The 23,528-nt window shown below is 74.1% G+C and carries 24 protein-coding genes and 2 tRNA genes; 16 read left to right on the top strand and 10 right to left on the bottom strand.

Annotated features, from left to right (window positions below):
* Window positions 1-79 precede the first annotated feature (79 nt).
* A complete protein-coding gene (locus IF23_RS0113550; RefSeq protein ID WP_030283299.1) occupies window positions 80-1,207 on the bottom strand; it encodes a Gfo/Idh/MocA family protein in 1,128 nt (375 codons plus the stop codon).
* Window positions 1,208-1,453: 246 nt separating this feature from the next.
* Here IF23_RS0113550 and IF23_RS0113540 point away from each other — a divergent pair, with 246 nt between their 5' ends.
* From IF23_RS0113540 to IF23_RS33525, 11 genes are all read left to right on the top strand, one after another.
* On the top strand, window positions 1,454-2,086 hold the full coding sequence (locus tag IF23_RS0113540; RefSeq protein WP_030283297.1) for a hypothetical protein: 633 nt from the start codon (window positions 1,454-1,456) through the stop codon (window positions 2,084-2,086).
* A 121-nt stretch (window positions 2,087-2,207) separates the two neighbouring features.
* Window positions 2,208-2,978: a GntR family transcriptional regulator gene (locus IF23_RS0113535; protein WP_030283296.1), complete on the top strand. Its 771-nt coding sequence runs from the start codon at window positions 2,208-2,210 to the stop codon at window positions 2,976-2,978.
* A gap of 150 nt (window positions 2,979-3,128) precedes the next feature.
* Window positions 3,129-4,250, top strand: a complete 1,122-nt coding sequence (locus IF23_RS0113530; RefSeq protein ID WP_030283294.1) for a TIGR03364 family FAD-dependent oxidoreductase — start codon at window positions 3,129-3,131, stop codon at window positions 4,248-4,250.
* 5 nt (window positions 4,251-4,255) lie between these two features.
* On the top strand, window positions 4,256-4,954 hold the full coding sequence (locus IF23_RS0113525; protein WP_030283292.1) for a phosphonatase-like hydrolase: 699 nt from the start codon (window positions 4,256-4,258) through the stop codon (window positions 4,952-4,954).
* 1 nt (window position 4,955) lies between these two features.
* Window positions 4,956-6,050, top strand: a complete 1,095-nt coding sequence (locus tag IF23_RS0113520) for an ABC transporter ATP-binding protein (RefSeq protein WP_030283290.1) — start codon at window positions 4,956-4,958, stop codon at window positions 6,048-6,050.
* Window positions 6,043-6,969 carry a 2-aminoethylphosphonate ABC transporter permease subunit gene (locus IF23_RS0113515; protein ID WP_037678099.1) on the top strand — a complete coding sequence of 309 codons (927 nt, stop codon included), beginning with the start codon at window positions 6,043-6,045 and terminating at the stop codon, window positions 6,967-6,969. Before IF23_RS0113520 ends, IF23_RS0113515 begins: the two co-directional genes overlap by 8 nt.
* Entirely contained in the window at window positions 6,956-7,753 is a 798-nt protein-coding gene (locus IF23_RS0113510) for an ABC transporter permease (RefSeq protein ID WP_030283287.1), read from the top strand. The genes IF23_RS0113515 and IF23_RS0113510 overlap by 14 nt, the downstream gene beginning before the upstream one ends.
* 35 nt (window positions 7,754-7,788) lie before the next feature.
* Entirely contained in the window at window positions 7,789-8,853 is a 1,065-nt protein-coding gene (locus IF23_RS0113505) for a 2-aminoethylphosphonate ABC transporter substrate-binding protein (protein ID WP_030283285.1), read from the top strand.
* A 116-nt stretch (window positions 8,854-8,969) separates the two neighbouring features.
* Window positions 8,970-9,749 (top strand): HAD-IIA family hydrolase, encoded by a 780-nt coding sequence (locus tag IF23_RS0113500; RefSeq protein ID WP_030283283.1) that lies wholly within the window; start codon window positions 8,970-8,972, stop codon window positions 9,747-9,749.
* A 101-nt stretch (window positions 9,750-9,850) separates the two neighbouring features.
* The gene (locus IF23_RS34025; protein WP_157848012.1) at window positions 9,851-10,117 is read left to right on the top strand and encodes a hypothetical protein; all 267 of its coding nucleotides are present in this window, start codon (window positions 9,851-9,853) and stop codon (window positions 10,115-10,117) included.
* A complete protein-coding gene (locus IF23_RS33525) occupies window positions 10,107-10,805 on the top strand; it encodes a class F sortase (protein ID WP_051739552.1) in 699 nt (232 codons plus the stop codon). The genes IF23_RS34025 and IF23_RS33525 overlap by 11 nt, the downstream gene beginning before the upstream one ends.
* Before the next feature lie 62 nt (window positions 10,806-10,867).
* Here the strand turns inward: IF23_RS33525 and IF23_RS0113485 are convergent.
* Window positions 10,868-10,941: transfer RNA gene (locus IF23_RS0113485), tRNA-Lys, on the bottom strand.
* A 575-nt stretch (window positions 10,942-11,516) separates the two neighbouring features.
* On the opposite strand from IF23_RS0113485, the gene IF23_RS0113480 reads away from it, so the two are divergent.
* The 3 genes from IF23_RS0113480 to IF23_RS0113470 all read left to right on the top strand — a co-directional run bounded on the left by IF23_RS0113480 (window position 11,517) and on the right by IF23_RS0113470 (window position 14,150).
* Window positions 11,517-11,936, top strand: a complete 420-nt coding sequence (locus IF23_RS0113480) for an SsgA family sporulation/cell division regulator (protein WP_030283277.1) — start codon at window positions 11,517-11,519, stop codon at window positions 11,934-11,936.
* A gap of 34 nt (window positions 11,937-11,970) precedes the next feature.
* On the top strand, window positions 11,971-13,194 hold the full coding sequence (locus IF23_RS0113475) for a hypothetical protein (protein WP_078653958.1): 1,224 nt from the start codon (window positions 11,971-11,973) through the stop codon (window positions 13,192-13,194).
* Window positions 13,195-13,556: 362 nt separating this feature from the next.
* Window positions 13,557-14,150, top strand: coding sequence for a lytic polysaccharide monooxygenase auxiliary activity family 9 protein (locus IF23_RS0113470; RefSeq protein WP_030283273.1), 594 nt, complete (start codon window positions 13,557-13,559; stop codon window positions 14,148-14,150).
* Between the two features lie 339 nt (window positions 14,151-14,489).
* Here the strand turns inward: IF23_RS0113470 and IF23_RS0113465 are convergent.
* The 6 genes from IF23_RS0113465 to ehuB all read right to left on the bottom strand — a co-directional run bounded on the left by IF23_RS0113465 (window position 14,490) and on the right by ehuB (window position 18,746).
* Window positions 14,490-14,563 (bottom strand) — tRNA-Lys (locus IF23_RS0113465).
* 84 nt (window positions 14,564-14,647) lie between these two features.
* On the bottom strand, window positions 14,648-15,406 hold the full coding sequence (locus IF23_RS0113460; RefSeq protein ID WP_030283272.1) for an IclR family transcriptional regulator: 759 nt from the start codon (window positions 15,404-15,406) through the stop codon (window positions 14,648-14,650).
* Between the two features lie 284 nt (window positions 15,407-15,690).
* Window positions 15,691-16,497, bottom strand: coding sequence for an ectoine/hydroxyectoine ABC transporter ATP-binding protein EhuA (gene ehuA, locus IF23_RS0113455; protein ID WP_030283271.1), 807 nt, complete (start codon window positions 16,495-16,497; stop codon window positions 15,691-15,693).
* Complete coding sequence (gene ehuD / locus IF23_RS0113450) at window positions 16,487-17,140, bottom strand: ectoine/hydroxyectoine ABC transporter permease subunit EhuD (protein ID WP_030283270.1); 654 nt, start codon at window positions 17,138-17,140, stop codon at window positions 16,487-16,489. The genes ehuA and ehuD overlap by 11 nt, the downstream gene beginning before the upstream one ends.
* The gene (gene ehuC, locus IF23_RS0113445; protein ID WP_030283269.1) at window positions 17,137-17,865 is read right to left on the bottom strand and encodes an ectoine/hydroxyectoine ABC transporter permease subunit EhuC; all 729 of its coding nucleotides are present in this window, start codon (window positions 17,863-17,865) and stop codon (window positions 17,137-17,139) included. Before ehuC ends, ehuD begins: the two co-directional genes overlap by 4 nt.
* Entirely contained in the window at window positions 17,862-18,746 is an 885-nt protein-coding gene (gene ehuB / locus IF23_RS0113440; protein WP_030283268.1) for an ectoine/hydroxyectoine ABC transporter substrate-binding protein EhuB, read from the bottom strand. Before ehuB ends, ehuC begins: the two co-directional genes overlap by 4 nt.
* 424 nt (window positions 18,747-19,170) lie before the next feature.
* Between ehuB and IF23_RS0113435 the strand changes: the two genes are divergently transcribed.
* Window positions 19,171-19,671, top strand: a complete 501-nt coding sequence (locus IF23_RS0113435) for a DUF3830 family protein (protein ID WP_030283266.1) — start codon at window positions 19,171-19,173, stop codon at window positions 19,669-19,671.
* Between the two features lie 61 nt (window positions 19,672-19,732).
* Here the strand turns inward: IF23_RS0113435 and IF23_RS0113430 are convergent, their stop codons facing one another.
* Window positions 19,733-21,145: an amidase gene (locus tag IF23_RS0113430; RefSeq protein WP_030283264.1), complete on the bottom strand. Its 1,413-nt coding sequence runs from the start codon at window positions 21,143-21,145 to the stop codon at window positions 19,733-19,735.
* A gap of 103 nt (window positions 21,146-21,248) precedes the next feature.
* Window positions 21,249-22,223 carry a D-2-hydroxyacid dehydrogenase gene (locus tag IF23_RS0113425; RefSeq protein WP_030283262.1) on the bottom strand — a complete coding sequence of 325 codons (975 nt, stop codon included), beginning with the start codon at window positions 22,221-22,223 and terminating at the stop codon, window positions 21,249-21,251.
* Between the two features lie 273 nt (window positions 22,224-22,496).
* On the opposite strand from IF23_RS0113425, the gene IF23_RS0113420 reads away from it, so the two are divergent.
* Complete coding sequence (locus IF23_RS0113420) at window positions 22,497-23,477, top strand: maleate cis-trans isomerase family protein (protein ID WP_078653956.1); 981 nt, start codon at window positions 22,497-22,499, stop codon at window positions 23,475-23,477.
* Window positions 23,478-23,528 lie beyond the last annotated feature (51 nt).

The following is a 23,528-nucleotide window of genomic DNA, read 5'->3' as shown; positions in this document are numbered from 1 at the left end:
CCGTCACCTCTGAGGGGCCCCGGTCACCACGGTGACCGGGGCCCCGTCACATCCCGTCCGGGGCGCCCAACGCCCCGTCTCAGGCCCCCGGCTGCGCGATCCGGACCGTACGGGACTCGGCCGCCGACCGCTTCGCCGCCTCCAGCACCCGCAGCGCCGCCGCTGCCTCCGCCGCCGTCACCGGCGGGCGGCCTCCCTCGCGCAGCGCCCGCGCCACCGCCGAGTAGTACGCCGGATAGGCACCGGGCAGCGTCGGCACCGGCGTACCGCCGCCGGTCACCGGGGACTCCCCGGCGCCCAGACGGCCCCACGCGGACTCCGGCTCCACGCCCCAGGACGCGTCCGCCGCGCCGGGCCGGTCGCCCGCGCGCAGCGCCGCCTCCTGCGGGTCGAGGCCGTACTTCACATAACCGGCCGCGCTGCCCAGCACCCGGAAGCGGGGGCCCAGTTGGGCGGCGGCCGCGCCCGCCCACAGATGGGAGCGGACCCCGTTCGCATGGGTGAGCGCGAAGAAGGTGTCGTCGTCGGCCTCCGCGCCGGGCCGCCGGACGTCCGACTCGGCGTAGACCGAGGTGACGGGCCCGAAGAGGGTCAGCGCCTGGTCGACGAGGTGGCTGCCGAGGTCGTAGAGGAGGCCGCCGATCTCCGCCGGGTCGCCGGACTCGCGCCAGCCGCCCTTCGGGAGCGGCCGCCACCGCTCGAAACGCGACTCGAAGCGCCGGACCTCGCCGAACGCCCCCTCGTCCAGCAGCTTGCGTACGGTGCGGAAGTCGTTGTCCCAGCGGCGGTTCTGGAAGACGGAGAGCAGCAGCCCGCGGTCGGCGGCGAGCCGGTCGAGGCGGTCGGCCTCGGCGGCGGTCGCGGCGAGCGGCTTGTCGACCACCACCGGCAGCCCCGCCTCCAGCGCGGCGGTGGCCAGCGCCGCATGCGTTTTGTTGGGCGTCGCCAGGACGATCAGATCCAGCTCAGCGGCGCGCGCGAGGACCTCCTCGGGGCCCGCTACGGTCCGCACCCCGGGATGCTCGGCATGGGCCTGCGCCTGCCGCTCGGCGCTGCGGGTCGCGACGGTGTCCAGCACCAGGTCCGGGGCGGCGGCGATCAGCGGCGCATGGAACACCGAGCCCGCCAGTCCGTAGCCGATCAGCCCGACGCGGAGCGGGGCGCCGTCGCGGGCCGGGGGAGCGGGGGTGCCGGGGAGAGTGCGCATGGAGCCACTTAAGCAACAGCGGGGGCGGCGGAGGCGGGCGGGGTGCGGCCGGGGGCGGCCGACCGGCGCCGGGCCGGTGCGCGGAAAGTCATCTGATCAGGCGGTATCCCGCGGCCGGTCGGGTGCACCGGTGCCCGGCCTCCCGGCGGGGGCCGTCGGCCGTGGCAGGGTCCGGCACGTGCGGTACGCGGTGGGCCGGGGGCCGCGGCGCCGCGCGCCCCGGCCAGCGAGCAGCAAAGGACCGCCATGGCGACGCACCCGCCCCAGCCCCTGACCACGGGGACGCCCCGGCCCCCGGCCCCCGCCGCCGCCCCGGCCCGACCGACCGGGCCCGCGGGGCGGACCGGGCCCGCGGCACTGGCCGCGCCCGCGCTGGCCGGGCCCGGAGACACGGCCGCCGCCACCGCCCGCCCCGCGCTCTCCCGGCTCCCCGGAGGCGGAACGGACGCCGCCCGGTGGACCTCCGGCCCGACCTTCCGCGTGATCTTCGCCGGTTCCCTGCTGGCCTGCGCCTGCGGCGTCGCCCCGGGCGGCGCCACCGCGCACGCGGCCGAGGCGCCACCCGGCGGCGTACCGGCGCACACGGCACCGGCCGACCGGGCTCCCGCCGACCGGCCCCCGGCCGCCGCCCCCGGGGAGCGGGACCCGCACACCGCGCCCCGGACCGTCACCGCCGGGCACCCCGGACCGGCCGGTGCGCAGCGGCCCGCCGCCGGTGCGCCGTCCGCGCCGTCCGCCCCGCCCCGGGCCCGTCCCGCCCGGCCGCAGGCGCTGGCCGACGCCGGGCAGGGGCCGATGCCGACGCTCGCCCTCGCCGCCGTGGTCCTCCTCGTGGGCGGCGCCGGGCTGGTGACCGCGGCCCGGCGGCTGCGCGGCTGAACTGCCGCCCGGACCGGCCGCGTTCGGAACCGACCGGCCCGGGCGGACGGGTCCCGCGCCCCGGTCACCGGCCCCGCCCGCCGTGCCGCGGCCCGCCGCCTCCCCGTGCGAGACTCACGCCGTGAACACCCCCCACGTCCAGCACCCTGGCGCGCCCGTCCGGTCCGGTATCCCCGAGCACGGCCGTATACCGAAGTACTACGCGGCGAAGGTCGACATCGCGGCGCTGCTCGACACGTTGGGGGAGGGGGAGCCGCTGCCCGCCGAGCGGGATCTGGCGCAGCGGTTCGAGGTGTCGCGGGAGACGCTGCGGCAGGCGCTGCGGGAGCTGATCCTGGAGGGACGGCTGCGGCGGCTGGGGCGCGGCACCGTCGTCGCCGGTCCCAAGCTGGCGCAGCCGCTCTCGCTGGCCAGCTACACCGAGGGCGTCCGCGACCAGGGGCGGCGCCCGGGGCGGCAGCTCATCGGGCTGGACCGCTTCCCGTGCCCGCCGGTGCTCGCCGTCGATCTCGGGCTGACCGCCGGGGACCCGGTCTGGCACATGGAGCGGGTGCTCCTCGCCGACGACGAGCGGGTCGGGCTGGAGAGCACCTACGTGGCGGTGGCGCGGGTCCCGGACCTGGACACCGCGTTCGTCCCCGACTCGTCGTTCTACGCCTACCTCCACGACGAGGTGGGCATCGGGTTCGGGGACGCCGACGAGCGGCTGGAGACGGTGCTCGCCACGCCGCGGGAGGCGCTGCTCATCGGGACGCCGGGGGCGCTGCCGATGCTGCTGATCCACCGTTTCTCGCGGGACACCGCGGGCCGCCCCCTGGAGCGGGTGCGCTCCCTCTACCGCGGCGACCGCTTCTCCTTCACCACCCATCTCAACCCCCGCGCGGGTGGCTGACACCCGCCCGCCGCGGCCCGGCTTGCCGGGTTCCGTCCCCCTCGTAGATCACGAGAAGGTAACGGGTCTAGGCCAAGATTGCGGCCTCGTTCACGTAGCCGTCGCCGGAGCGACCGCTCGGGGTCACCCGCCGCCGCGAGCGTCAGCGGCATGCGAGTCATAGTCGTCGGAGCCGGTGTGCTGGGAACCATGCACGCCTGGCACGCAGTCGAACGGGGCCACGAGGTCCTCCACATCGAGCGGGAGGCCGAGGCCCGCGGCGCCTCGGTCCGTAACTTCGGGCAGGTCTGGGTCAGCGGCCGGGCGGGGGGCGAGGAGCTGACCACCGCGCTCCGCGCCCGCGAACTGTGGGAGGAGATCGGCGCCCGCGTCCCCGGCATCGGCTTCCGCGCCACCGGCTCGCTCAGCGTCGTCATGAACGAGGCCGAACGCGCCGTCGCCGAGGCCGCCACCCGCCGCCCGGACGCCGCCGACCGCGGCTACGCCCTCCTCGACGCGGCCGCCGCCCGCGAGATCAACCCCGCCCTGCGCGGCGACTTCCTCGGCGCCCTGTGGTGCGAGCGCGACGCCGCCGTCGAACCCCGCGTCGCCCAACGCGCCCTCAAGGACGCCCTGCTCGCCTCCGGCCGCTACACCTTCCTCGGCGGTCGCGAGGTCCGTGACATCACCGACGGCGGCGCCGTCCGCGACGACCACGGCGACCTCCACCACGGCGACGCCGTCCTCCTCTGCACCGGCGCCTGGCTCGGCGGACTCGTCCGCGAACTCGCCCCCGACCTGCCGGTCCGCCGCGTCCGCCTGCAGATGATGCAGACCGACCCGCTCGGCGAGAAGCTCACCACCTCCGTCGCCGACGCCGACAGCTTCCGCTACTACCCCGCCTACGCGAGCGAGGAGTTGGACGCGCTCGCCGCCGTCCAGCGGCAGCCGCCGACCGCCGCCGCGCACAAGATGCAGCTGCTGATGGTCCAGCGCGCCGACGGCGGACTGACCATCGGCGACACCCACGAGTACGAGACGCCGTTCGGCTTCGACGTCGTCGAGGACCCGTACACGCACCTCACCGGCGTCGTCGAGAAGATCCTCGGCCGCCCGCTGCCGACCGTCCGCCGCCGCTGGGCCGGTGTCTACGCCCAGTGCACCGACACCTCCCGCGTCGTCCACCGACAGCAGGTGCGCGACGGCGTCTGGCTGGTGACCGGGCCGGGCGGGCGCGGCATGACCTGCTCCCCGGCCATCGCCGAGCGGACCGCGAACGAACTGGACTGGTGACCACCATGACCGCCACACCCACCCCGCACGCCACCGAGCTGGTCGTCCTCGACATGGCCGGTACCACCGTCGCCGACGACGGTCTCGTCGAGCGCGCCTTCGACGCCGCCGCCCGCCACCTCGGCGTCGCCCCCGGCAGCGACGAACACGCCGCCATGCTCGACCACGTCCGCGCCACCATGGGCGAGTCGAAGATCTCCGTCTTCCGCCACCTCTTCGGCGACGAGGACGCCGCCCGGCGTGCCAACGCCGCCTTCGAGGGCGCCTACGGCGACCTGGTCGGCGAGGGCCTGATCGCCCCGGTGCCCGGCGCCCGCGAGGCGATCGAGACGTTCACCGCCGCCGGGCTGACCACCGTCCTGACCACCGGCTTCGCCCGCGTCACCCAGGACGCCATCCTCGACGCGCTCGGCTGGCACGACCTCGCCGCCCTCACCCTCTGCCCGGCCGACGCCGGACGCGGGCGCCCCTACCCGGACATGGTCCTCACCGCCCTGCTGCGCACCCGCGCCACCCACGACGTGGCCCGGATCGCGGTCGCCGGGGACACCTCGTACGACATGCTCAGCGGTCGCCGCGCCGGAGCCTCGGTCGTCGCCGGGGTGCTGACCGGCGCCCACGACGCGGCGCGGCTGACTCAGGCGGGCGCCACCCACGTCCTCGGCTCGGTCGCCGAACTGCCCGCGCTCCTCGGGGTGGTGTGACATGACGGCACCGCTGACGGCGCCCCCCTCGGGGATCCGCTTCGACGGCGTACAGGTCGCGTACGGCGACACCGTCGTCCTCGACGGTCTCGACCTGACCGTCGAGCCGGGTGAGTTCATGGCGCTGCTCGGGCCCTCCGGCTCCGGCAAGACCACCGCGCTGCGCGCCGTCGGCGGTTTCGTCACCCCGCGGCGCGGCCGGATCCTGATCGGCGGCCGCGACGTCACCGACCTGCCGCCGTACCGGCGCGGCATCGGCACCGTCGTCCAGAACTACGCGCTCTTCCCGCACATGAAGGTCGCCGACAACGTCGCCTTCGGCCTCAAGGCGCAGAAGGCGCCGCGCGAGGAGATCGCACCCCGGGTGCGCGAGGCGCTGGAGATGACCGGCATGGCCGGGTACGCCGACCGCCACCCCCGCGAACTCTCCGGCGGCCAGCAGCAGCGCGTCGCCCTCGCCCGCGCCCTCGCCATCCGCCCCGGCGTCCTCCTCCTCGACGAGCCGCTCTCCGCCCTCGACGCCACCCTCCGCTCCGACATGATGGGCGAACTGGCCCGCCTCCACCGCGAACTGCCGGACGTCACGATCCTCTACGTCACCCACGACCAGGTCGAGGCGCTGACGCTGGCCGACCGGATCGCCGTGATGGACGCCGCCCGGCTCCAGGACTGCGGCACCCCGCAGGAGCTGTACCGCCGCCCGCGCACCGCGTTCACCGCGTCGTTCGTCGGCACCGCCAACCTGCTGCCGGTCACCGTCGCCGACGGCGGCGTCGACCTCGCCGGACAGCGGCTCACCGTCCCCACGGGCGACGCGGTCCCCGGCGCCACCGCCACCCTCTGCGTCCGCCCGCACCTCGTCGGCGTCGGCGCGGTCCCGGCGGCGGACGGCAACACCCTGCGCGGCACCCTCACCGGCATCCAGTGGCGCGGCGCCACCCACCGCCTCACCGCCGAGATCTCCGGCCACCGCGTCCTCGCCGACGTCCGCGAACTGCGCGAACCCCCGGCCCTCGGCGCCGGTATCGACCTGCACTTCGCCCCCGGCGACGCGGTCCTCGTCCCGGCGCAGCTCGCCGGAGGCGCCGATGTCTAGCGCCACCACCACCCGCCCGGCGACGGCGGCGCCGCACCCCGAGGCGGTCCGCGCCCCCGGGAAGCGCCCGGCCCGCCGCCCCGGCGCCGCACTCTGGGCGCTGCCGCCGGTCGCCGCCCTCGCGCTGGTCTTCCTCTACCCGCTGGCCCTGGTGGTGTGGCAGTCCTTCTCACCGGAGGACGGCGGCCACTCCACCGCGCCGTACGCCCAGGTGCTGGCGGAGACGTCGTTCCGCGACGCGCTGGTGACGACGGTGGGGATCGCGGCGGGCGCCACCGCCGGGGCGGTCGTCCTCGGCTCGCTCCTCGCGCTGATCATCGCGTTCGTGCCGTTCCCCGGCGGCCGGGCCTTCGCCCGCTTCATCGACGTCTTCCTCTCCTTCCCCTCCTTCCTCATCACCCTCGCCCTCCTCTTCCTCTACGGCACCGTCGGCATCGCCAACGGCCTGTGGAGCGACGTCACCGGCGCGGCGAGCGGCCCCTTCGACTTCCTGCACACGCCCTGGGGCGTGCTGCTCGCCGAGGTCACCTACTTCACGCCGTTCGTGATGCGCCCGCTGCTCGCCGCCTTCGCCCAGCTGGAGACCGGCCAGCTGGAGGCGGCCGCCTCCCTCGGCGCCCGCCCGGCGCGGATCGTGCGGACGGTGATCCTCCCGGAGGCGCTGCCGCAGCTCGCCGCGGGCGGCGCGCTGGTCCTGGTGATGTGCCTCAACGAGTTCGGCATCGTCCTCTTCACCGGCGCCAAGGGCGTCGTCACCCTGCCGGTCCTCGTCTACACCAAGGCGATCCTCGACGGCGACTACACCGGCGCCTGCGTCGTCGCCGTCGTCAACATCGCCCTCTCCGTCGCCCTGTACGCCCTCTACCGGTACGTCATGGCGCGTACCGCAGCCGGAGGTCACCGCCGTGCTGCTGCATAGCAAGGCCGCCCGCCGGAGCGCGCACGCCGTGTTCTGGCTGCTCTTCCTGCCGCTGTTCGCCCTGCCGCTGCTGGTCATCGTCGCCGCGTCGTTCGCCACCGGCTGGAGCGGCGCCCTGCCCTCCGGCGTCACCCTGGCCCACTACCGCGACGCGGTCCACGGCGACTCCCTGGACGCGCTGCTGACCAGCGCCGCCACCGCGCTCGCCGCGAGCGTGCTGGCGCTGACCGCCGGTACCTGGGCCGCGCTCGCCGCCCAGAAGCTGCCCCGGCGCGCCCGCCGCGTCCTCGACGGACTCTTCCTGCTGCCCCTCGCGGTGCCGTCCGTCGTCGTCGGGCTCTCCCTGCTGGTCGCCTTCTCGCAGCCCCCGCTGCTCCTCAACGGCACCCCGCAGATCGTGATCATCGCCCACACGGTGCTGGTCACCGCCTTCGCCCACCAGTCCGTCGGCGCCGCCCTCACCCGCCTCGACCCGGCGTACGAACAGAGCGCCGCCGGTCTCGGCGCCCGCCCCGCGTACGTCCTGTGGCGGGTCAAGCTGCCGCTGCTGCTGCCGTCGCTGAGCGCCGCCGCCGGGCTCTGCATCGCCCTGTCCATGGGCGAGCTGAGCGCCACGATGATGCTCTACCCGCCCGACTGGATGCCGCTGCCGGTCCAGATCTTCGCCACCACCGACCGCGGCTCCCTCTTCGCCGGTGCCGCCCTCGCCGTCGTCCTGATGGCCGCCACCTTGCTCGCCCTGCTCGCCGTCTCCCGCCTCCGCACCCGCGCCGCCTACCGCTGACCGGCCCGGACCCGTCCCCCTCCTGGAGATCCGCCATGCGCCACCGCCCCCGCCGCACCGCGCTCGCCGCCTGCGCCGCCGCCCTCGTCCTGCCCGCCGCCCTCACCGCCTGCGGCACCTCCGCCGACCCGGACGCCAAGGAGATCACCGTCTACAGCGCCGACGGACTCCGCGGCGAGAAGGGCGACGGCTTCTACGACAAGGTCTTCAAGGACTTCGAGAAGCAGACCGGCATCAAGGTCAACTACGTCGAGAGCGGCTCCGGCGCCGCCGTCCAGCGCCTCGCCCGCGAGCGCTCCCACACCCAGGCGGACGTCGTCGTCACCCTCCCGCCCTTCATCCAGCAGGCCGACGGCAAGGGGCTGCTCGCCACCTACCGCCCCAAGGGATCCGACCGGGTCGCCGCCGGGGACAAGGACCCGGGCGGCCGGTGGACCGCCGTCGTCAACAACTACTTCTGCCTCATCCACAACACCAAGGACCTGCCGAAGCCCCCGAAGACCTGGCAGGACCTGCTCGACCCGGAGCTCAAGGGCAAGCTCCAGTACTCCACCCCGGGCGTCGCCGGTGACGGCACCGCCGTCCTCGTCAAGGCGCTCCACGACTTCGGCTCCACCGACGCGGCCATGAAGTACTTCGCCAAGCTCCAGACCAACAACGTCGGCCCGTCCTCCTCCACCGGCCAGCTCGCGCCCAAGACCGACAAGGGCGAACTCCTCGTCGCCAACGGCGATGTGCAGATGAACTACGCCAACACGGAGTCCATGCCGCACCAGGGCATCTTCTTCCCGGCGGCGAAGCCCGGCGCCAAGCCCTCCACCTTCGCACTGCCCTACGCCGCGGGCCTGGTCAAGAACGCCCCGCACACCGCCAACGCCGAGAAGTTCCTCGACTACCTGCTCTCCGAGCCCGTCCAGCGCGAGGTCTCCGCGGTCGGCGGCGGCTTCGCCGCCCGCCAGGACGTCAAGGCCACCGACGCCCACGCCACCGAACTGGCCGCCCTCATGAAGGGCGTCGACGTCTTCGAGCCCGACTGGAAGGACATCGACAAGAACCTCCCCGGCTACCTCGACGCCTGGCGCTCGGCCACCGGCAGCTGAGCCACCGCCCGGGACGGGGCGCCCGCCGCCCCGTCCGGGCCGCCCGTAGGCTGGGCGTACAGGTCCCGCCGGGGTTACCGTCGGCGGCCTCTCAACACCTACGGAGGAGTCCGGCAGTGGCAGAGCGCAAGCCGATCGAGTCATGGCTCACCGACATGGACGGCGTCCTGATGCACGAGGGCATCCCCGTCCCCGGTGCGGACGCCTTCATCAAGCGGCTGCGCGAATCGGGCCGCCCCTTCCTCGTCCTGACCAACAACTCCATCTACACCCCGCGCGATCTGCACGCCCGGCTCAGCCGCATCGGCCTCGACGTCCCCTGGCAGTCGATCTGGACCTCCGCGCTGGCCACCGCGCAGTTCCTCGACGACCAGCGCCCCGGCGGCACCGCCTACGTCATCGGCGAGGCGGGCCTGACCACCGCCCTCCACGACATCGGCTACGTCCTCACCGACCACGCACCCGATTACGTCGTGCTCGGCGAGACCCGGACCTACTCCTTCGAGGCGCTCACCAAGGCGATCCGGCTGATCAACAACGGCGCCCGCTTCATCGCCACCAACCCGGACGAGACCGGTCCGTCCGCCGAGGGCGCGCTGCCCGCCACCGGTTCGGTCGCCGCGCTCATCACCAAGGCGACCGGCGTCGAGCCGTACTTCGTCGGCAAGCCCAACCCGCTGATGATGCGGCACGGTCTCAACGCCATCGGCGCCCACTCCGAGAGTTCCGCGATGATCGGCGACCGGATGGACACCGACATGCTCGCCGGTCTGGAGGCGGGCATGGAGACCTTCCTCGTCCTCACCGGCCTCACCCGCCCCGAAGAGGTCGAACGCCACCCCTTCCGCCCCTCCCGCGTCGTCGACTCCATCGCGGACCTCGTCGATCTGATCTGACCGGTCCGACGCGGTACGGCGCCGGTGCCCCGCTCACCTGAACGGGGCACCGGCGCCGCGCCCCGGATGCGGGCGCCCGCGCCCGGGCGGACCTTCGGAACATGCGGAGGTTCACCATGCGCTCGCCACTGCTCACACTCTGTGCCCTGCTCGCGGTCCACGTCGCGGGCGGCGCCGCGCTGGCCCCGCCCGCCCGCGCCGCCGCGCCCCGCACCACCGCGAGCGGTACCGCCGCCGAGATGAGCGGCGCCCAGGCGGTCGGGCTGGTCCTGGCCGGCGGCGCGATACTGATCATCGCCGGGCAGCTGCTCCGGCTCCGGCTCCGCATCCGCCGCGAGCGTCAGGGCGGCGGCACCGATGACCACTGAGCTGCACCCCGTCCGCCCCCTCACCCGCCCCGCCGACCCACCGCACCGCGCACCCCGCCCGGAGCCCGCGCCCGGCCACGGCCGCTGGTACACCGGCACCGCCTGGGCGGTGCTGCTGCTCGGCCTCTGGCTCTGGGGCGGTGACGCCGCCCGCAGCGCCGCCGTCGCCCAGCTCACCACCACCGGCGACATCGCCGCCGTCGGCCGCCCGCCCGGCCCGGCCGCACCCCGCGCCCACCCGCCGCTGCCCGCCACCACCGCCGGAGCCCCGCGCGCCCTCACCGTCCCCGCCCTCGGCCTGCGCACCCCGCTCACCCCCGGCCCACCGGACGCCGCCGCCGTCCCCGCCGCCCGGGCGGACGGCCCCGCCGGGTGGTACGCCTACGGGCCGCAGCCCGGCACCCCGGGCGCCGCGGTCCTCCTCGGCCGGGGCCCCACCGCAGGTGCCCCGGCCCGCCTCACCCCCGGCGCCCGGCTGGACCTGCACCGCGCCGACGGGAGCACCGCCCGCTTCACCGTGGCGGACGTCCGGCTCTACCCGCCCGGCCGGGCGCTGCCCGCCACGGCCACCGCCGCCCGCGACCCGCACCGCGCCGAACTCCGCCTGATCACCCGCCGCCCCACCGCCCCGACCGTGGTCGTCTCGGCCTTTCTGAGCAGCTACGGAACCGGCCACGGCGGGCGCTGAGGCGGCCGGATGCGGACATACGACGAAGGCCCCCACCGAAGTGGGGGCCTTTAGCCTGTCTGTGCGCCGCCAGGGACTCGAACCCCGGACCCGCTGATTAAGAGTCAGCTGCTCTAACCAACTGAGCTAGCGGCGCCTGCTGACCTGAAGAACTTTACACGACCTTCCGGGGCGCCTTCGACCGCCCGGGGCCACCCCGGCCCTTTTCATGCCTCCAGGGCCGGTGAGGTGCGTCACAGGAGCGTACGGGGCCCGGACGGCGGCGGCCCCGGCCGGGCCAAGGTCCCGCGATCTTGGGACCTTCGGCAGGTGGGGCGTCCGCCACGGTCTGTGAGGATCGGGAGCACGGCATTGCGCCATTGGCCGGACCGCCGAGGTGCGGCCCGGGGCGCCCCTTGCGAGGCTGGGACGGGAGCGGGGCCAGGCGCGAGCGGAGGAGGCGACAGCGGTGATGGGGTGTCAACGCACGCTGCGAACAGGCGCGATGAGAGCGCCGGTGCCCGCCGCCGCCCGGCGCCGGACCCGGCCGCCGCACCGCGCCCCCGGCTCCGGACCGACCGCCCGGACGGCCGCCACCAGCCGTTCCGCGCGATGGTCTCCGTCACTCGTCACCTGCATGGTGCAACCCCGCCACGCCACCTCACGTCTGATTGGACGCGCACCCCACCCGGGTCCGCCGGGACCGTCCCTGCCTCGGAAAGGTTGATCGTCATGGTGTCGACAGCCAAGCGCACCCTCGACATGTCCCTGCTGCTCGGCCCGGACGACGAGGTGCCGGTGGCGGGCCGGTTCAGCTACCGCAGCGACCGTCCGTACGAGGTCGAGGTCGCCTTCATCAGCCGCGGTGTGACCGCCGCGACCTGGGTGTTCGCCCGGGAGCTGCTGCTGGGCGGGGTGCACGACGAGGTGGGCGAGGGCGACGTACGGGTGTGGCCGCAGACCGCGGCGGGCGGACGGCGCCGGGTCCACATCGAGCTGTTCAGCGACGACAGCGTCTGCGAACTGTCCGTGCGGGCCCCGGAGCTGACCGCCTGGCTGGAGCAGACGGCGGCCATCGTGCCGCCCGGCGACGAGGACCGGTACCTGGAGCTGGACACCCACCTGGCCCGGCTCCTGGCGGGGAAGTGCTGAGACGGCGATGACTGTGACGACGGTGAGGACGACGATGACGACCGGGACCACGACCGCCGAAGCCCCGGAGACGGCCACCCCTGTGCGGCGCCGCCCGACCGCGCCGCCCGCGCAGCGCACCGGCCGGTCCGCGACCGTCCCCCGGCAGGGCGCCGACCCCGAGCTGCGGGCGGCCACCGGTGCTGTGCCCGGCGACGCCGACACCCGCGGCGACGCCCGTACCCACGACCCGCGGGCGCACGGCTTCCTGCCCGAGCGGCCGCCGGTCCGCAGCATGATCGGGACCTGGACCCTGCTGGACGCGCTGGCACGGACGGCGGCGCTCGCGCCGAGCGCCGCGGACGCCGTCGCCGCGGTCGAACGCTCCGGCCGCGCCGGGGAGCTGACCGCGCTGCGGCAGCGCGTCTCGCGGCTCTCCCCGCGCAACGCCGAGGCCGCCGCGATGCGGATCGCCGTGATCGCGGTGGCCTGCGGCTGGTCCGGCCTCGACCCGCAGGCCCCGGCCGCCCGCCGGTGCGCCGACGGCGGCTTCCTCGACCTGTGGTCCGCCATCGCGCACCGCATCGACCACGACCAGTTCGTCGCGCTGCCCGCGCTCTCGCTCCACAACTGGGCCCCGGAGCGCAAGCCCCGCCGCCATCTGCCGATCGACCAACTCGCCCGCACCGAACAGCTCGTACCGATCGTCCGCTGGGCGCCGGAGGGCGAACCGCTCTGCCGACTCGACCGGTTGATGCTCGCCGTGACCCGGCTGGAGGCGCACGGCATCTGGCTCTTCCGCCTCGCCGAGACCCTCGCCGGTCGCGCCCCCGACGACTCCTCCACCCCGACCGCACTGCGCCGCCTGGTCCGTATCCAGCACGCGCTCCGCGCCCAACTCGTCGAGGAGACCGCCGAGTTGCTGGACGCCCCGGTCACCGCCCGGCAGTCCGAGGTGATCGGCACGCTCGCCGGACAGGGCGCCCTGGAGCCGCCCGTGCTCCAGGCGGCCGACGCGGTCCTCGGCATCGGCGGACGCCGTACGGGGGAGGGCGGCCGTCAGCTGCTCCGTCGTCATCTCCCGGCCCATCACCGCGCCTGGCTCAGCGCCATGGACCGGCACTGCGCCCCGGTCCGCACCCTCGCCCACCGCGGTGGCCCCGACGCCGCCGTCTACCGCGAGGCCCAGGAGTCCCTGATCGCGCTGCGCCGCACCTACACCGCCCTGGTCCAGGCCGCCGCCGGTCCGGCCCCCGCCTTCGCCGCCGCGGCCGCCTGACCGCCGCCGCCCCACCCGCCGTACGACGCCCCCACGGCCGTACGCCACCCCCACCAGGCCGTCCGCCCCGCTCCCGGCACGGGATCCCGTAGGGGCGGCGGCCTTTCGGGTTCTCCGGCCCCCGCCGCGCCCGCCCGCGCCCGGACGACCGCCCAGGTCACACCGGTCCCGCCGCCTCCCGCCCGCTTCCGCCGCGCCGTGCCGCTCCGGCTGCCGCCCGTCCGTCCGGATCGCGGAACCAGGAATCCCGGTTGTTATTGGTCTGGACATGTCGAGCATCCGCTCGTAGCCTCACGTTGGTCTAGACCGCACCGCACATTCCCCCTGTCGTCGGAACTCCCCACGTTCTCCAGGAGCGAACTATGCGCAAGAGGTTCAGTGCCGCCCTGATCGGCCTCGGCGTCGTCGGCGCCTCCCTGCTCTCCACCAGCAGCGCCTCCAGCCACGGCTACAGCGACGCCCCCGTCAGCCGCCAGGCGCTCTGCGCCCAGGGCACCGTCAAGGACTGCGGCGCCATCCAGTACGAGCCGCAGAGCGTCGAGGGGCCCAAGGGCTTCCCGGGCGCCGGTCCCGCCGACGGGAAGATCTGCTCCGGCGGCAAGGACGGCTTCGCCGAGCTGGACGACCCGCGCGGCGGTGGCTGGCCCACCACCAAGCTCACCGGCGGCCAGGGCTACACCTTCCAGTGGCGGCTGACCGCCCGTCACGCCACGACGGACTTCGAGTACTTCATCACCAAGGACGGCTACGACCCGAGTAAGCCGCTCACCCGCGCCGACCTGGAGCCCGAGCCGTTCATGACCGTCCCGATGGGCGGCAAGCAGCCGGACGCCACCTGGCAGCAGCAGGGCACCGTGCCCACCGGCAAGAAGGGCCACCACATCATCCTGGGCGTCTGGAACATCGCCGACACCGGCAACGCCTTCTACTCCTGCTCGGACGTCGACCTCTCCTGACCCGGTGACCGCCGTACGGCGGGCCCGCCGACGAGGCGTCCCCACCGACGGATGCCCGGGTGCCGTCCGCCCCCGGCCCTCCGTCCGCCGCCCGTCCGGCCCGCCGTGCGGCCCCCGGCCCGGCTCGCGCGTCCCCGACCCGTACGGATCCCGTACGGGTGGCGGGCCGGGCACCCCACCGGAAGCCGGACCTCCGCCCGGGAAGACTTCGGGCACGCTCCCCGTACGCCCCCTGTACGCCGGGACGGAACCGGCCACCGTGCACGTGCAGGGGTGCACGCCGGTGCCGGAACGCCGAAAGGGGCGCCTCCGGAAAACCGGAGGCGCCCCTTTCACAGGTGCGCCGCCAGGGACTCGAACCCCGGACCCGCTGATTAAGAGTCAGCTGCTCTAACCAACTGAGCTAGCGGCGCGCGCTGACAAAAGAAATACTACCTGCTTCCGAGGGGTGCTCCCGACCACCCCGCCCGCCGCGCCCCGAGGCGCTCCGCCGCAGGTCAGATCGCGAGCGACAGCAGGACCGGGGTGGCCCGGCGGTTCAGCGCGTCGGCCGCCTGCCGCAGCCGGTGGGCGTTCTCCAGCGGCATCGACAGCGCCAGGCACCCCACCGACGCGCCCGCCGTGATCGGCACCGCGGCACAGACCGTGCCCACCGCGTACTCCTGGATGTCGAGCACCGGGACCGTCGGCGGCTGGCTGTCGAGCTTGTGCAGCAGGATCTTCTCGTTGGTGATCGTCCGCGAGGTGAGCCGGGCGGTCTTGTGCCGGGCCAGATGGTCCTTGCGCCCGTCGTGGTCCAACTGCGCCAGCAGGCACTTGCCGACCGCGCTGGCGTGCGCGGTGCGGTGGAACTCCGCCCACTCGTTGACCTTGGGGGCGAGCGGACCGTCCGCGTAGTGCAGGATCTTGACCTCGCCGTCGATGTACCGGCTGATGTAGACCGCCGCGCCCACCGAGTCCCGCAGGTCGTCGAGGGTGATCTGGAGCTTGTCGCGGAGCGCCTGATCGCGGTCGCCGCCGGTGCCGAGCAGCAGCAGCGATTCGCCGACCACGTACGACCCGTCCGGCAGCTGCTCGACGTACCCCTCGCGCCGCAGCATGGTCAGCATCTGCGCGAGATGGGTGGCGGGCAGATGGGTGTGGCGCGCGATCTCGACATCGGTCACGCCGCCGCTGTGCCGGGACACCGCTTCGAGCACGCGCAGGGCGTGCTGCACCGAAGCGAACGGCGCGGTCGGATCGGGCTTCAGCGCCACGGTGGCCCCCTAGCAGGTCGGTACCGCTTGCGTCGTCTCCGCCGCCGTCGGGCGCGAGCGGCGCGGGCCGCCGGTGGCTCCCGGACGGCGGGACGCCTATCACGATAGCCGCCAACGACCCCCGGTGGAGAGGGGCTTGACCGAAAACCACGCTCCGCGGGCGACCCGTACGTGCGTTCCGTGGGGCGGCATATGCCATGGTCACAGGCGTGCGACGGGCCCGGGCGGGGCGGAGCCCGGCCGCCGGGACGGGGCCGGGCTCCGCTGAGCGGGCACGATCGCGGTCACAGCACCGCGCCGAGGAACTCCCGGGTCCGCTCGTGCTCGGGGTCGGTGAAAATCTTCTCCGGGGGACCGGACTCGATGACCCGGCCCGCGTCGAACATCAGCACGTCGTCGGAGATGTCCCGCGCGAAGGACATCTCGTGGGTCACACAGAGCATGGTGATGTCGGTGGTGCGGGCGATGTCCCGGAGGACGTCGAGCACCCCGGCCACCAGCTCCGGGTCGAGCGCCGAGGTCACCTCGTCGAGCAGCAGCACCTGCGGCCGCATCGCCAGCGCGCGGGCGATGGCCACCCGCTGTTGCTGACCGCCGGAGAGCTGGGTCGGGTACTTGTCGAGGTGCGCGGTCAGCCCCACCAGGTCGAGCAGTCCGCGGGCGCGCTCCTCCGCCTCGTCCTTGCCCAGGCCCAGCACATGGACCGGCGCCTCGGTGATGTTGCGCAGCACCTTCATGTTGGGGAAGAGGTTGAACTGCTGGAACACCATGCCGATGTTCTTGCGGACCTCGCGGATGTGCTTCTCACCGGCGGGTATGAGCCGCCCGCCCTTCTCCTCGTGGGTGAGGTAGGCGTCGCCGACCTTGATGGTGCCCTCGTCCGGCTTCAGCAGCGTCATCAGCAGCCGCAGGATCGTCGTCTTGCCGGAGCCGGACGGGCCGATCAGCGTGACGTGCTTGCCCGCCGAGACCGTGAAGTCCAGCGCGTCCAGGACGGTGTGGGCCCCGAACCGCTTGGTGACGCGGTCGAAGCGGATCAGCTCGGTGCCGCCGGGGGCGGCGTCCTTGGGGAGGTGGGTGTCAGCGGACAAGGCGGCGCTCCAGGGCTCGCAGGAGGAGGGAGGTCGGGTACGAGATCACGATGAACAAGGCGCCGACGACGGTGATCGGCTCCATGTAGTCGAAGGTGGTCGCGCCGATGGTGTTCGCCTGGAAGAGCATGTCGCCCACGGTGATGGCGGCCAGCATCGGAGTGTCCTTGAACATCGCGATGACGTAGTTGCCGAGTGCGGGGACCACCCGGCGCAGCGCCTGCGGCAGGATCACCGCGGTCCAGGTGCGGCGGCGCGGCAGGTTCAGCGCGACGGCCGCCTCCCACTGTCCGGCGGGGACCCCGTCGATCCCGGCGCGGTAGACCTCGGCGGTGTACGTCGAGTAGTGCAGCCCGAGCCCGATGACGCCGGTGACCAGCGGGGAGAAGGTGAGGCCCCAACTCGGCAGCACGAAGAAGAGGAAGAAGAGCTGGACCAGCAGCGGGGTGTTGCGGACGAACTCGACGACCGCGCCGACCGGCCACGTCACCCAGCGGCTCGGCGACCGCAGGGCGAGCGCCCAGACCAGGCCCAGCGCGAACGAGACCAGCGACCCCAGCACCGTCGCCTCGACGGTGACGCCGAGCCCCTTGAGCAGGTCGGGCAGGATGTCGCCGACGTACCCCCATGACCAGGTGTTCACGGCTTGCCACCTCCGGCGGCCGGTGCGGCGGTGCCCGCGGCGGCGGGGGTGCGGGAGAACAGGCCGCCGGAGGGTTCCGGGGCCTTCCCGACGGACGCCTTGGCCCGCCGCTCCACCAGCCGCATGATCCGGGTCACCACGAACGCGATGACGAAGTAGAGGACGAGGATGATCCCGTAGACCTGGGCGCTCTCACCGGTGGAGAGCCGGGCGAGCTTCGCCTCGAAGGTCAGCTCGCCGATGGAGAGCAGCGACGCCAGGGCGGTGCCCTTGAGCAGTTCGACCAGCAGGTTGGTGAAGGGCGGCATCATCTCGGGGAACGCCTGCGGCAGCAGCACCTTCCGCATCCGCTGCCAGGGCGTGAAGCTCAGCGCGACGGCCGCCTCCCGCTGGGCGGGCGCCACCGCGGCCAGTGCGCCGCGCACCACCTCGGAGCCGTACGCGCCGTACGACAGGCCGAGGGCGAGGGTGCCGGCCCAGAGTCCGGCCAGCTGCCAGCCGAGCAGCGGCAGGGCGAAGAACAGCCAGAACATCAAGACCAGCGCCGAGGTGCCGCGGAAGATCTCCACATAGGCACCGGACAGGAAGCGCACCACACGCAGCCGGGAGGTGCGGGCCATACCGACGCCGAACGCGACGGCGGCGGCCAGCGCGGCGCTGTAGACCATCAACTGGACGGTGATCCACACGCCTTTGAAGAAGAGTTCCCACAGTGCTCCGGTCACCGTTTGCACAGCTCCTTCGTCGTGAGATCGGTCATGAAGTCCTGGGTGAATCCGAACGGCCGTACCAGGCGCAGGAGTTCACCGCTCCGCTTCATCGCGTGCAGCTCGCGGTTGAACGCGTCGCGCAGCTGCGTCTCGCCGATCCGGAACCCGTAGCCGCCGCCGTCGCGCTGCGGGACGCCGTTCACCTCGGGGGTGAACGGTTCCGTCATCTCCACCCGCGGGTGGCGCCCGGTCTTCAGCGCCTCGATCATCGCGAGCGCGGTGCCCGCGAAGCAGTCGATGCGCCCCGCCTCCAGCGCCTCCATCCCGGCGATGGTGTCGCCGTAGGTCTGGACGGTGTTCTTGTGCACGCCGTTGCCGACCGCGTAGTCCAGCTCCGCGTAGCCGACGCCGGTGCCCATCCGGAACCCGCCGCGGGCGATGTCCCGATAGGAGTGAATTTTCTTCGGATTCCCCTTCGGGACGAGAAATCCGTCCTTCGACTCGTAATCCGGATTGGAGAAGAGGACGGCCTGGCAGCGGGCCTTGTTGATGAACATTCCGGCGACGATGACGTCGAACTGGAAGGAATGCAGACCGGGTACCAGGGCGCCGAATTCGACCGGTACGGGTTCGAAATTCCGGACACCCAGTTTCCGGAAGACGGTACGGGCGACGGCGGGTGCCTCGCCCGTCAGCTCGCCGTTCCTGTCGATGTACGCGTAGGGCGCCTCACCGGCGATCCCCATGCGTACCGTGCCGCGCTCCCGCAGATCATCGAGGAGATGCCCCCCGTCCGTGGCGCCGGTGACATCGACCCGGGCGCACCCGGTTGCCGCCGTCAACGCGCCCACCGCACCGAAAGCCGCCGCTCCTGTCAACAGCGAGCGGCGGCTCATTCCTCTGACACTGATGCCTGAATCTTTCCCCTGTGGTGGAGCCATGGGCGCCTGGCTACCCGAACTGTTCGAATGTATGCCGATTGTTTCCGGCCCTTGATGGAACTGCCGTCCGTCCGTGGCGTAATTCCCTTATCGGCGCCTACGGTGAGAGTGCCGGATACGCCGTATCGAGAACTGCATGGGTGATTGACGGTCGTGTGCGGCGGTGTGGGCCGGTACGTCGCCGGGCCGGTCGGCGGGGTTTTCCGCGGGCCGGGCGGAATTCACCGATTCGCCCGGCGCCGCCCTCCCGGATTCCGGGCGGTGCGGCCGATAGGCAGGCGGTAGGGCCCGCCGCAGGGCGCATCCGCGCGGCCCCGCGGCGGGCACCCGCGCCGCCCTGCGGACCGCGCCCGGCACCTCACGGACCGAAGGAGGCCCCATGGCCGACCGTTACCTCGACGTCTCGCTGGACAAGCGCGGCGTCCACTGCACTGCCCGGCTGCTCGACGACCGCGCGCCGCTGACCTGCGCCGCCGTCTGGGACGCGCTGCCGCTGGGCGGCGACGCGTACCACGCCAAGTACGCGCGCAACGAGATCTACACGCTCCTCGCGCCGTTCGCCGCGCAGGAACCCCCGCTGGAGAACCCCACGATCACCCCGATCCCCGGCGACCTGTGCTACTTCACCTTCAGCGGCACCGAGTTGGGCACCTCCTCGTACGGCTACGCCGACGATTCCGAGGCGCACGGCCGGCCCACCGTCGTCGATCTCGCGCTCTTCTACGAACGCAACAACCTGCTCATCAACGGTGACGCGGGCTGGGTCCCGGGCATCGTCTGGGGCACCGTCGTCGAGGGGCTCGACCGGATGGCCGACGCCTGCCAGGACCTGTGGCGGGCCGGTGCGGTGGGGGAGAGCCTCAACTTCCGCCGCGCGTAGTCGGGCGGCGCGGAACGGGTGCGCGGGGGCGTGCGGGCACGGTCCGCACGCCCCCGCGCCGTCACCCCCAGGCGGCCGGGATCTTGGCCACCCCCGCCTCGTACAGCGCATGCGCCGCACGGAGCACCAGCGCGTCCTCGTGGCGGGCGGCGACCAGCTGCACCCCGATCGGCAGCCCGTCGCGGTCCATGCCGCAGGGGACCGTCGCGGCGGGCTGCTGCGTCATGTTGAACGGGTAGGTGAACGGCGTCCACCCCGTCCAGCGCTCCAGCCCGGAGCCGGGCGGCACCTCGGCGCCCGCCGCGAACGCCGTGATCGGCTCGGTCGGCGTCACCAGCAGGTCGTACGTGGTGTGGAAGCGGCCCATCGCGGTGCCGAGCGCCATCCGGGTGTCGACGGCGGCGAGGTAGTCCAGCGCGCCGTACCGGGCGCCGAGGGCGCAGATCTCCGCGAGCCCCGGGTCGAGCAGCTCCCGCCCGGCCGGGTCCAGATGCTCCACCACCCGCGCCGCCCCGCTGAACCACAGCACATGGAACGCCTCCACCGGGTCCGCGATCGGCGGATCGACCTCCTCGACGTGCGCCCCCAGCGACTCCAGCGTCCCCACCGCCGAGCGCACCGCCGCCGCCACGTCCGGCGCGACCGGCACATCCCAGCCCAGCGACGGGCTGTACGCCACCCGCAGCCCCGCCACCGGCCGGGCCAGGGCCGCCCGGAACGAGCCGCCGACCGGCTCCAGGTGCGACCAGTCGCGCGGATCGGGCGCGCTGATCACGTCCAGCATCAGCGCCGCGTCCGCCGCGTCCCGCGCCATCGGCCCGACGTGCGAGAGCGTCCCGAACGGGCTCGCCGGATACAGCGGCACCCGCCCGTACGTCCCCTTCAGCGCGAAGACGCCGCAGAACGACGCGGGGATACGGACCGAGCCGCCGCCGTCGGTGCCCAGGCTCAGCGGCCCGGCGCCCAGCGCGAGCGCCGCCGCGCTGCCGCCGCTGGAGCCGCCGCAGGTGCGCTGCGGGTCGTACGGGTTGCCGGTCACGCCGTTGCGCGGGCTGTCGGTGACGCCCTTCCAGCCGAACTCCGGGGTGGCGGTCTTGCCGAGGAACACCGCGCCCGCCTCCCGCAGCCGCGCCACCGACGGCGCGTCCTCGTCCCACGCCGCGCCGTCCGGGGAGAGCGTCAGCGAGCCCCGCAGGGTCGGGCTGCCCCGGGTGAGGAGCAGGTCCTTGACGGTCACCGGGACGCCGTCGACGGGCCCGGCCGGGCGCCCGGCGCGCCAGCGCTCCTCGGCGGCGCGGGCCCCGGCGAGCGCGCCCTCGGCGTCGATCAGGGTGAACGCGTTGGTCCGCTCCTGTGCGGCCCCGGCCCGCTCCAGTGCGGCGGTGACCACCTCCACGGGCGAGAACGTACCGGCGGCGTACCCGTCGGTGAGCTGCCGGGCCGAGAGTGTGGCGAGCCGGTTCGGTGCGGTCATGGGGCGTCCTCCGGTCGGGCGGCCGCCCCGGTGGCGGGGCGGGGGCGGATGGCGACGGGCGCTGCGGCGGGGCCGGGCGCCGGGGAGCGGACGGGCGCCCGGGTCAGCGCACCGGGACGTAGCCGAGCTGCTTGTCGACGACGTTCTCCAGCGGTTCACCGGCCGCCCAGCGGTCGAAGTTGTCCACGAACTGCTCGGCCAGCGCATCGCGCCAGCCCAGGGTGTCGCCGCTCATGTGCGGCGAGACGATCAGCCCCGGCGTCTGCCACAGCGGGCTGTCCGGCGGCAGCGGCTCCTGCCGGAAGACGTCGAGGGCGGCGCCCGCGAGGTGCCCGCCGCGCAGCGCCGCGACGAGCGCGTCCTCGTCGACGAGCGGACCCCGCCCGACGTTGACGAAGTGGGCCCCGGGGCGCATCGCGGCGAACGCCTCCGGGCCGAACAGACCGCGCGTCGCATCGGTGAGCGGCGCCGCGCAGACGACCCAGTCGGCGCCGCCCAGCAGCGGCTGCAGCGCCCCGGACGCCCGCACCGTGCCGAACTGCGGATCGCCGGTGCGCTCCCGGCGGCCCACCAGGTCGACGGTGACGCCGAGCGCCTTGAGGGTGGTGCCGACGGCCCGGCCGATGGGGCCCGAGCCGACCACCACGGCGTGTGTCCCGGCGAGCCGCCGGGTGTCGCGGTGCCGCCAGCGCCGCTGCCGCTGGAGCTCCCAACTCCCGTAGAAATCCTTGGCCATGGCCAGGACGAGCCCGGCGACGTACTCCGCGATCGGCTGCTCGAAGACGCCGCGGGCGTTGGTCACCAGCGTGTCGTCGGCGACCAGCGCCGGGCAGAGCAGCCGGTCCACCCCGGCGCTCGCGGTGTGCACCCAGCCGGGCCGCGGGCCGGTGACCGGCCATGCCCCGCGGATCGCGTCGGAGGTGAAGTCCCAGGCCAGCAGGACATCGGCGGTGCGCAGCCGGTCGGCGAGCGTGGCCGGGTCGGCCGACACCACCCGGGCCCGACCGGTGAGCCGGTCCAGCTTCGGCGGCGGGTCGGAACCCAGGACGAGAACGGTGCTTTCGGTGCTTTCGGACATGGGCCAGAACCGTTCTGAGACGTGTACCGGGCGAGGACGGCGGGGCGGACGGGCCCCACGGGCAGCGTACGGCGGCGAGCGGAGACGGGCCGGGGGAGCGGCGGAACGACAAGAGGCCGAGAAATGTCGGAGATGTGAGGATTGACCACGCTAAGAAGTCGTATCTACCGTGTCAACAACGGCACTGTTCCGACGTCCCGGCTCGTACCCGGCTGCTCCCTTCCTCCTCTGGCCACCGTTTGGCCACTGCCCTTCGTTCTCCTAGGGGCTTACATGGACGTCTCCTTTCTCGGTGGCCCTCAGCCCCAGCTCGGCGTGGGCGTCGTCGCACCGTTCGACTTCGCCCTCGACCGTGAGCTGTGGCGCTGGGTACCGGACGACGTGTCCCTCCACCTCACCCGTACCCCGTTCGTCCCCGTCGAGGTCAGCCTCGATCTGGCCCGTATGGTCAGCGAACACGAAACGCTGCGCGCCGCCGTCGAGGCGCTGAGCGCGGTCTCCCCGCAGGTCATCGCGTATGCCTGTACATCCGGAAGTTTCGTCGGCGGGCTCGCGGGTGAGCGGGCGATGACGGCGGCGATGGTCCAGGCGGGGGCGGTCCCCTCCCTGACCACCTCGGGCGCGCTCATCGAGGCGCTGCGGGAGCTGGACGCCTGGCACGTCGCGGTGGTCACGCCGTACACGCGATCGGTCACCGACTCCCTGGAGGCGTTCCTCGGCGAGGCGGGCATCACGGTCACCGGGCGCGCCTACCTCGGTCTGACCCGGCACATCTGGCAGGTTCCCTACCGTGACGTCGTCGCGATGGCCCGCACCGCCGTGGCCGACGGCACCGACGCTCTCTTCATCAGCTGCACCAACCTCCCGACCTACGACGCCATCCCGCAGCTGGAGGCGGAGTTGCGGATGCCGGTGGTCTCGGCCAACCAGGTCACGCTCTGGGCCGCGCTGCGGGCGATCGGTGTCCGGGCGGTCGGGTCGTACCAGGCGCTGCTGGACCCGGTGGCCCGCGCCGGTCCCGCCGGGATGACGTCCGCCCCGCCCACCTCGTCCGCACCGCCCGCCCCGGAGGTGCCCGGCACCCGGCCGGACGCACCCCCGGAGACCGCCCCCGAGATCCCGCCGGGGCCGGACCCCGCCGCCCCGCCCGACGCCGCCCGCACCGCCCCGCCCGGTGAGCCGCCGGACGCCGACCCCGCCGCGGAGGGCCGCACGCGAAAAGCGCGGGCCCGACGGGGAGGCACCCGCCGCTGACCCCGGAGCGGCCCCCGGGCGCGCAGACCACAGCCCGCGCGCCGTCCGGAC

Origin of the sequence: Streptomyces catenulae (genome assembly GCF_000718015.1) — a bacterium.
GTDB lineage: Bacteria > Actinomycetota > Actinomycetes > Streptomycetales > Streptomycetaceae > Streptomyces > Streptomyces catenulae.
Note: the sequence above shows the minus strand (reverse complement) of the source record. Positions and strands in the feature narration are given on the sequence as shown.

Bases quoted from the DNA above. Each gene is read 5' to 3' on its own strand.
- IF23_RS0113475 (WP_078653958.1), top strand. From the start codon at position 11,971: ATGACGACCGGGACCACGACCGCCGAAGCCCCGGAGACGGCCACCCCT.
- IF23_RS0113505 (WP_030283285.1), top strand. From the start codon at position 7,789: ATGCGCCACCGCCCCCGCCGCACCGCGCTCGCCGCCTGCGCCGCCGCC.
- IF23_RS0113525 (WP_030283292.1), top strand. From the start codon at position 4,256: ATGACCGCCACACCCACCCCGCACGCCACCGAGCTGGTCGTCCTCGAC.
- IF23_RS0113515 (WP_037678099.1), top strand. From the start codon at position 6,043: ATGTCTAGCGCCACCACCACCCGCCCGGCGACGGCGGCGCCGCACCCC.
- IF23_RS0113550 (WP_030283299.1), bottom strand. From the start codon at position 1,207: ATGCGCACTCTCCCCGGCACCCCCGCTCCCCCGGCCCGCGACGGCGCC.
- IF23_RS0113540 (WP_030283297.1), top strand. From the start codon at position 1,454: ATGGCGACGCACCCGCCCCAGCCCCTGACCACGGGGACGCCCCGGCCC.
- IF23_RS33525 (WP_051739552.1), top strand. From the start codon at position 10,107: ATGACCACTGAGCTGCACCCCGTCCGCCCCCTCACCCGCCCCGCCGAC.
- IF23_RS0113420 (WP_078653956.1), top strand. From the start codon at position 22,497: ATGGACGTCTCCTTTCTCGGTGGCCCTCAGCCCCAGCTCGGCGTGGGC.
- IF23_RS34025 (WP_157848012.1), top strand. From the start codon at position 9,851: ATGCGGAGGTTCACCATGCGCTCGCCACTGCTCACACTCTGTGCCCTG.
- IF23_RS0113530 (WP_030283294.1), top strand. From the start codon at position 3,129: ATGCGAGTCATAGTCGTCGGAGCCGGTGTGCTGGGAACCATGCACGCC.
- ehuB (WP_030283268.1), bottom strand. From the start codon at position 18,746: ATGAGCCGCCGCTCGCTGTTGACAGGAGCGGCGGCTTTCGGTGCGGTG.
- IF23_RS0113470 (WP_030283273.1), top strand. From the start codon at position 13,557: ATGCGCAAGAGGTTCAGTGCCGCCCTGATCGGCCTCGGCGTCGTCGGC.
- IF23_RS0113430 (WP_030283264.1), bottom strand. From the start codon at position 21,145: ATGACCGCACCGAACCGGCTCGCCACACTCTCGGCCCGGCAGCTCACC.
- IF23_RS0113425 (WP_030283262.1), bottom strand. From the start codon at position 22,223: ATGTCCGAAAGCACCGAAAGCACCGTTCTCGTCCTGGGTTCCGACCCG.
- IF23_RS0113480 (WP_030283277.1), top strand. From the start codon at position 11,517: ATGGTGTCGACAGCCAAGCGCACCCTCGACATGTCCCTGCTGCTCGGC.
- IF23_RS0113435 (WP_030283266.1), top strand. From the start codon at position 19,171: ATGGCCGACCGTTACCTCGACGTCTCGCTGGACAAGCGCGGCGTCCAC.
- IF23_RS0113520 (WP_030283290.1), top strand. From the start codon at position 4,956: ATGACGGCACCGCTGACGGCGCCCCCCTCGGGGATCCGCTTCGACGGC.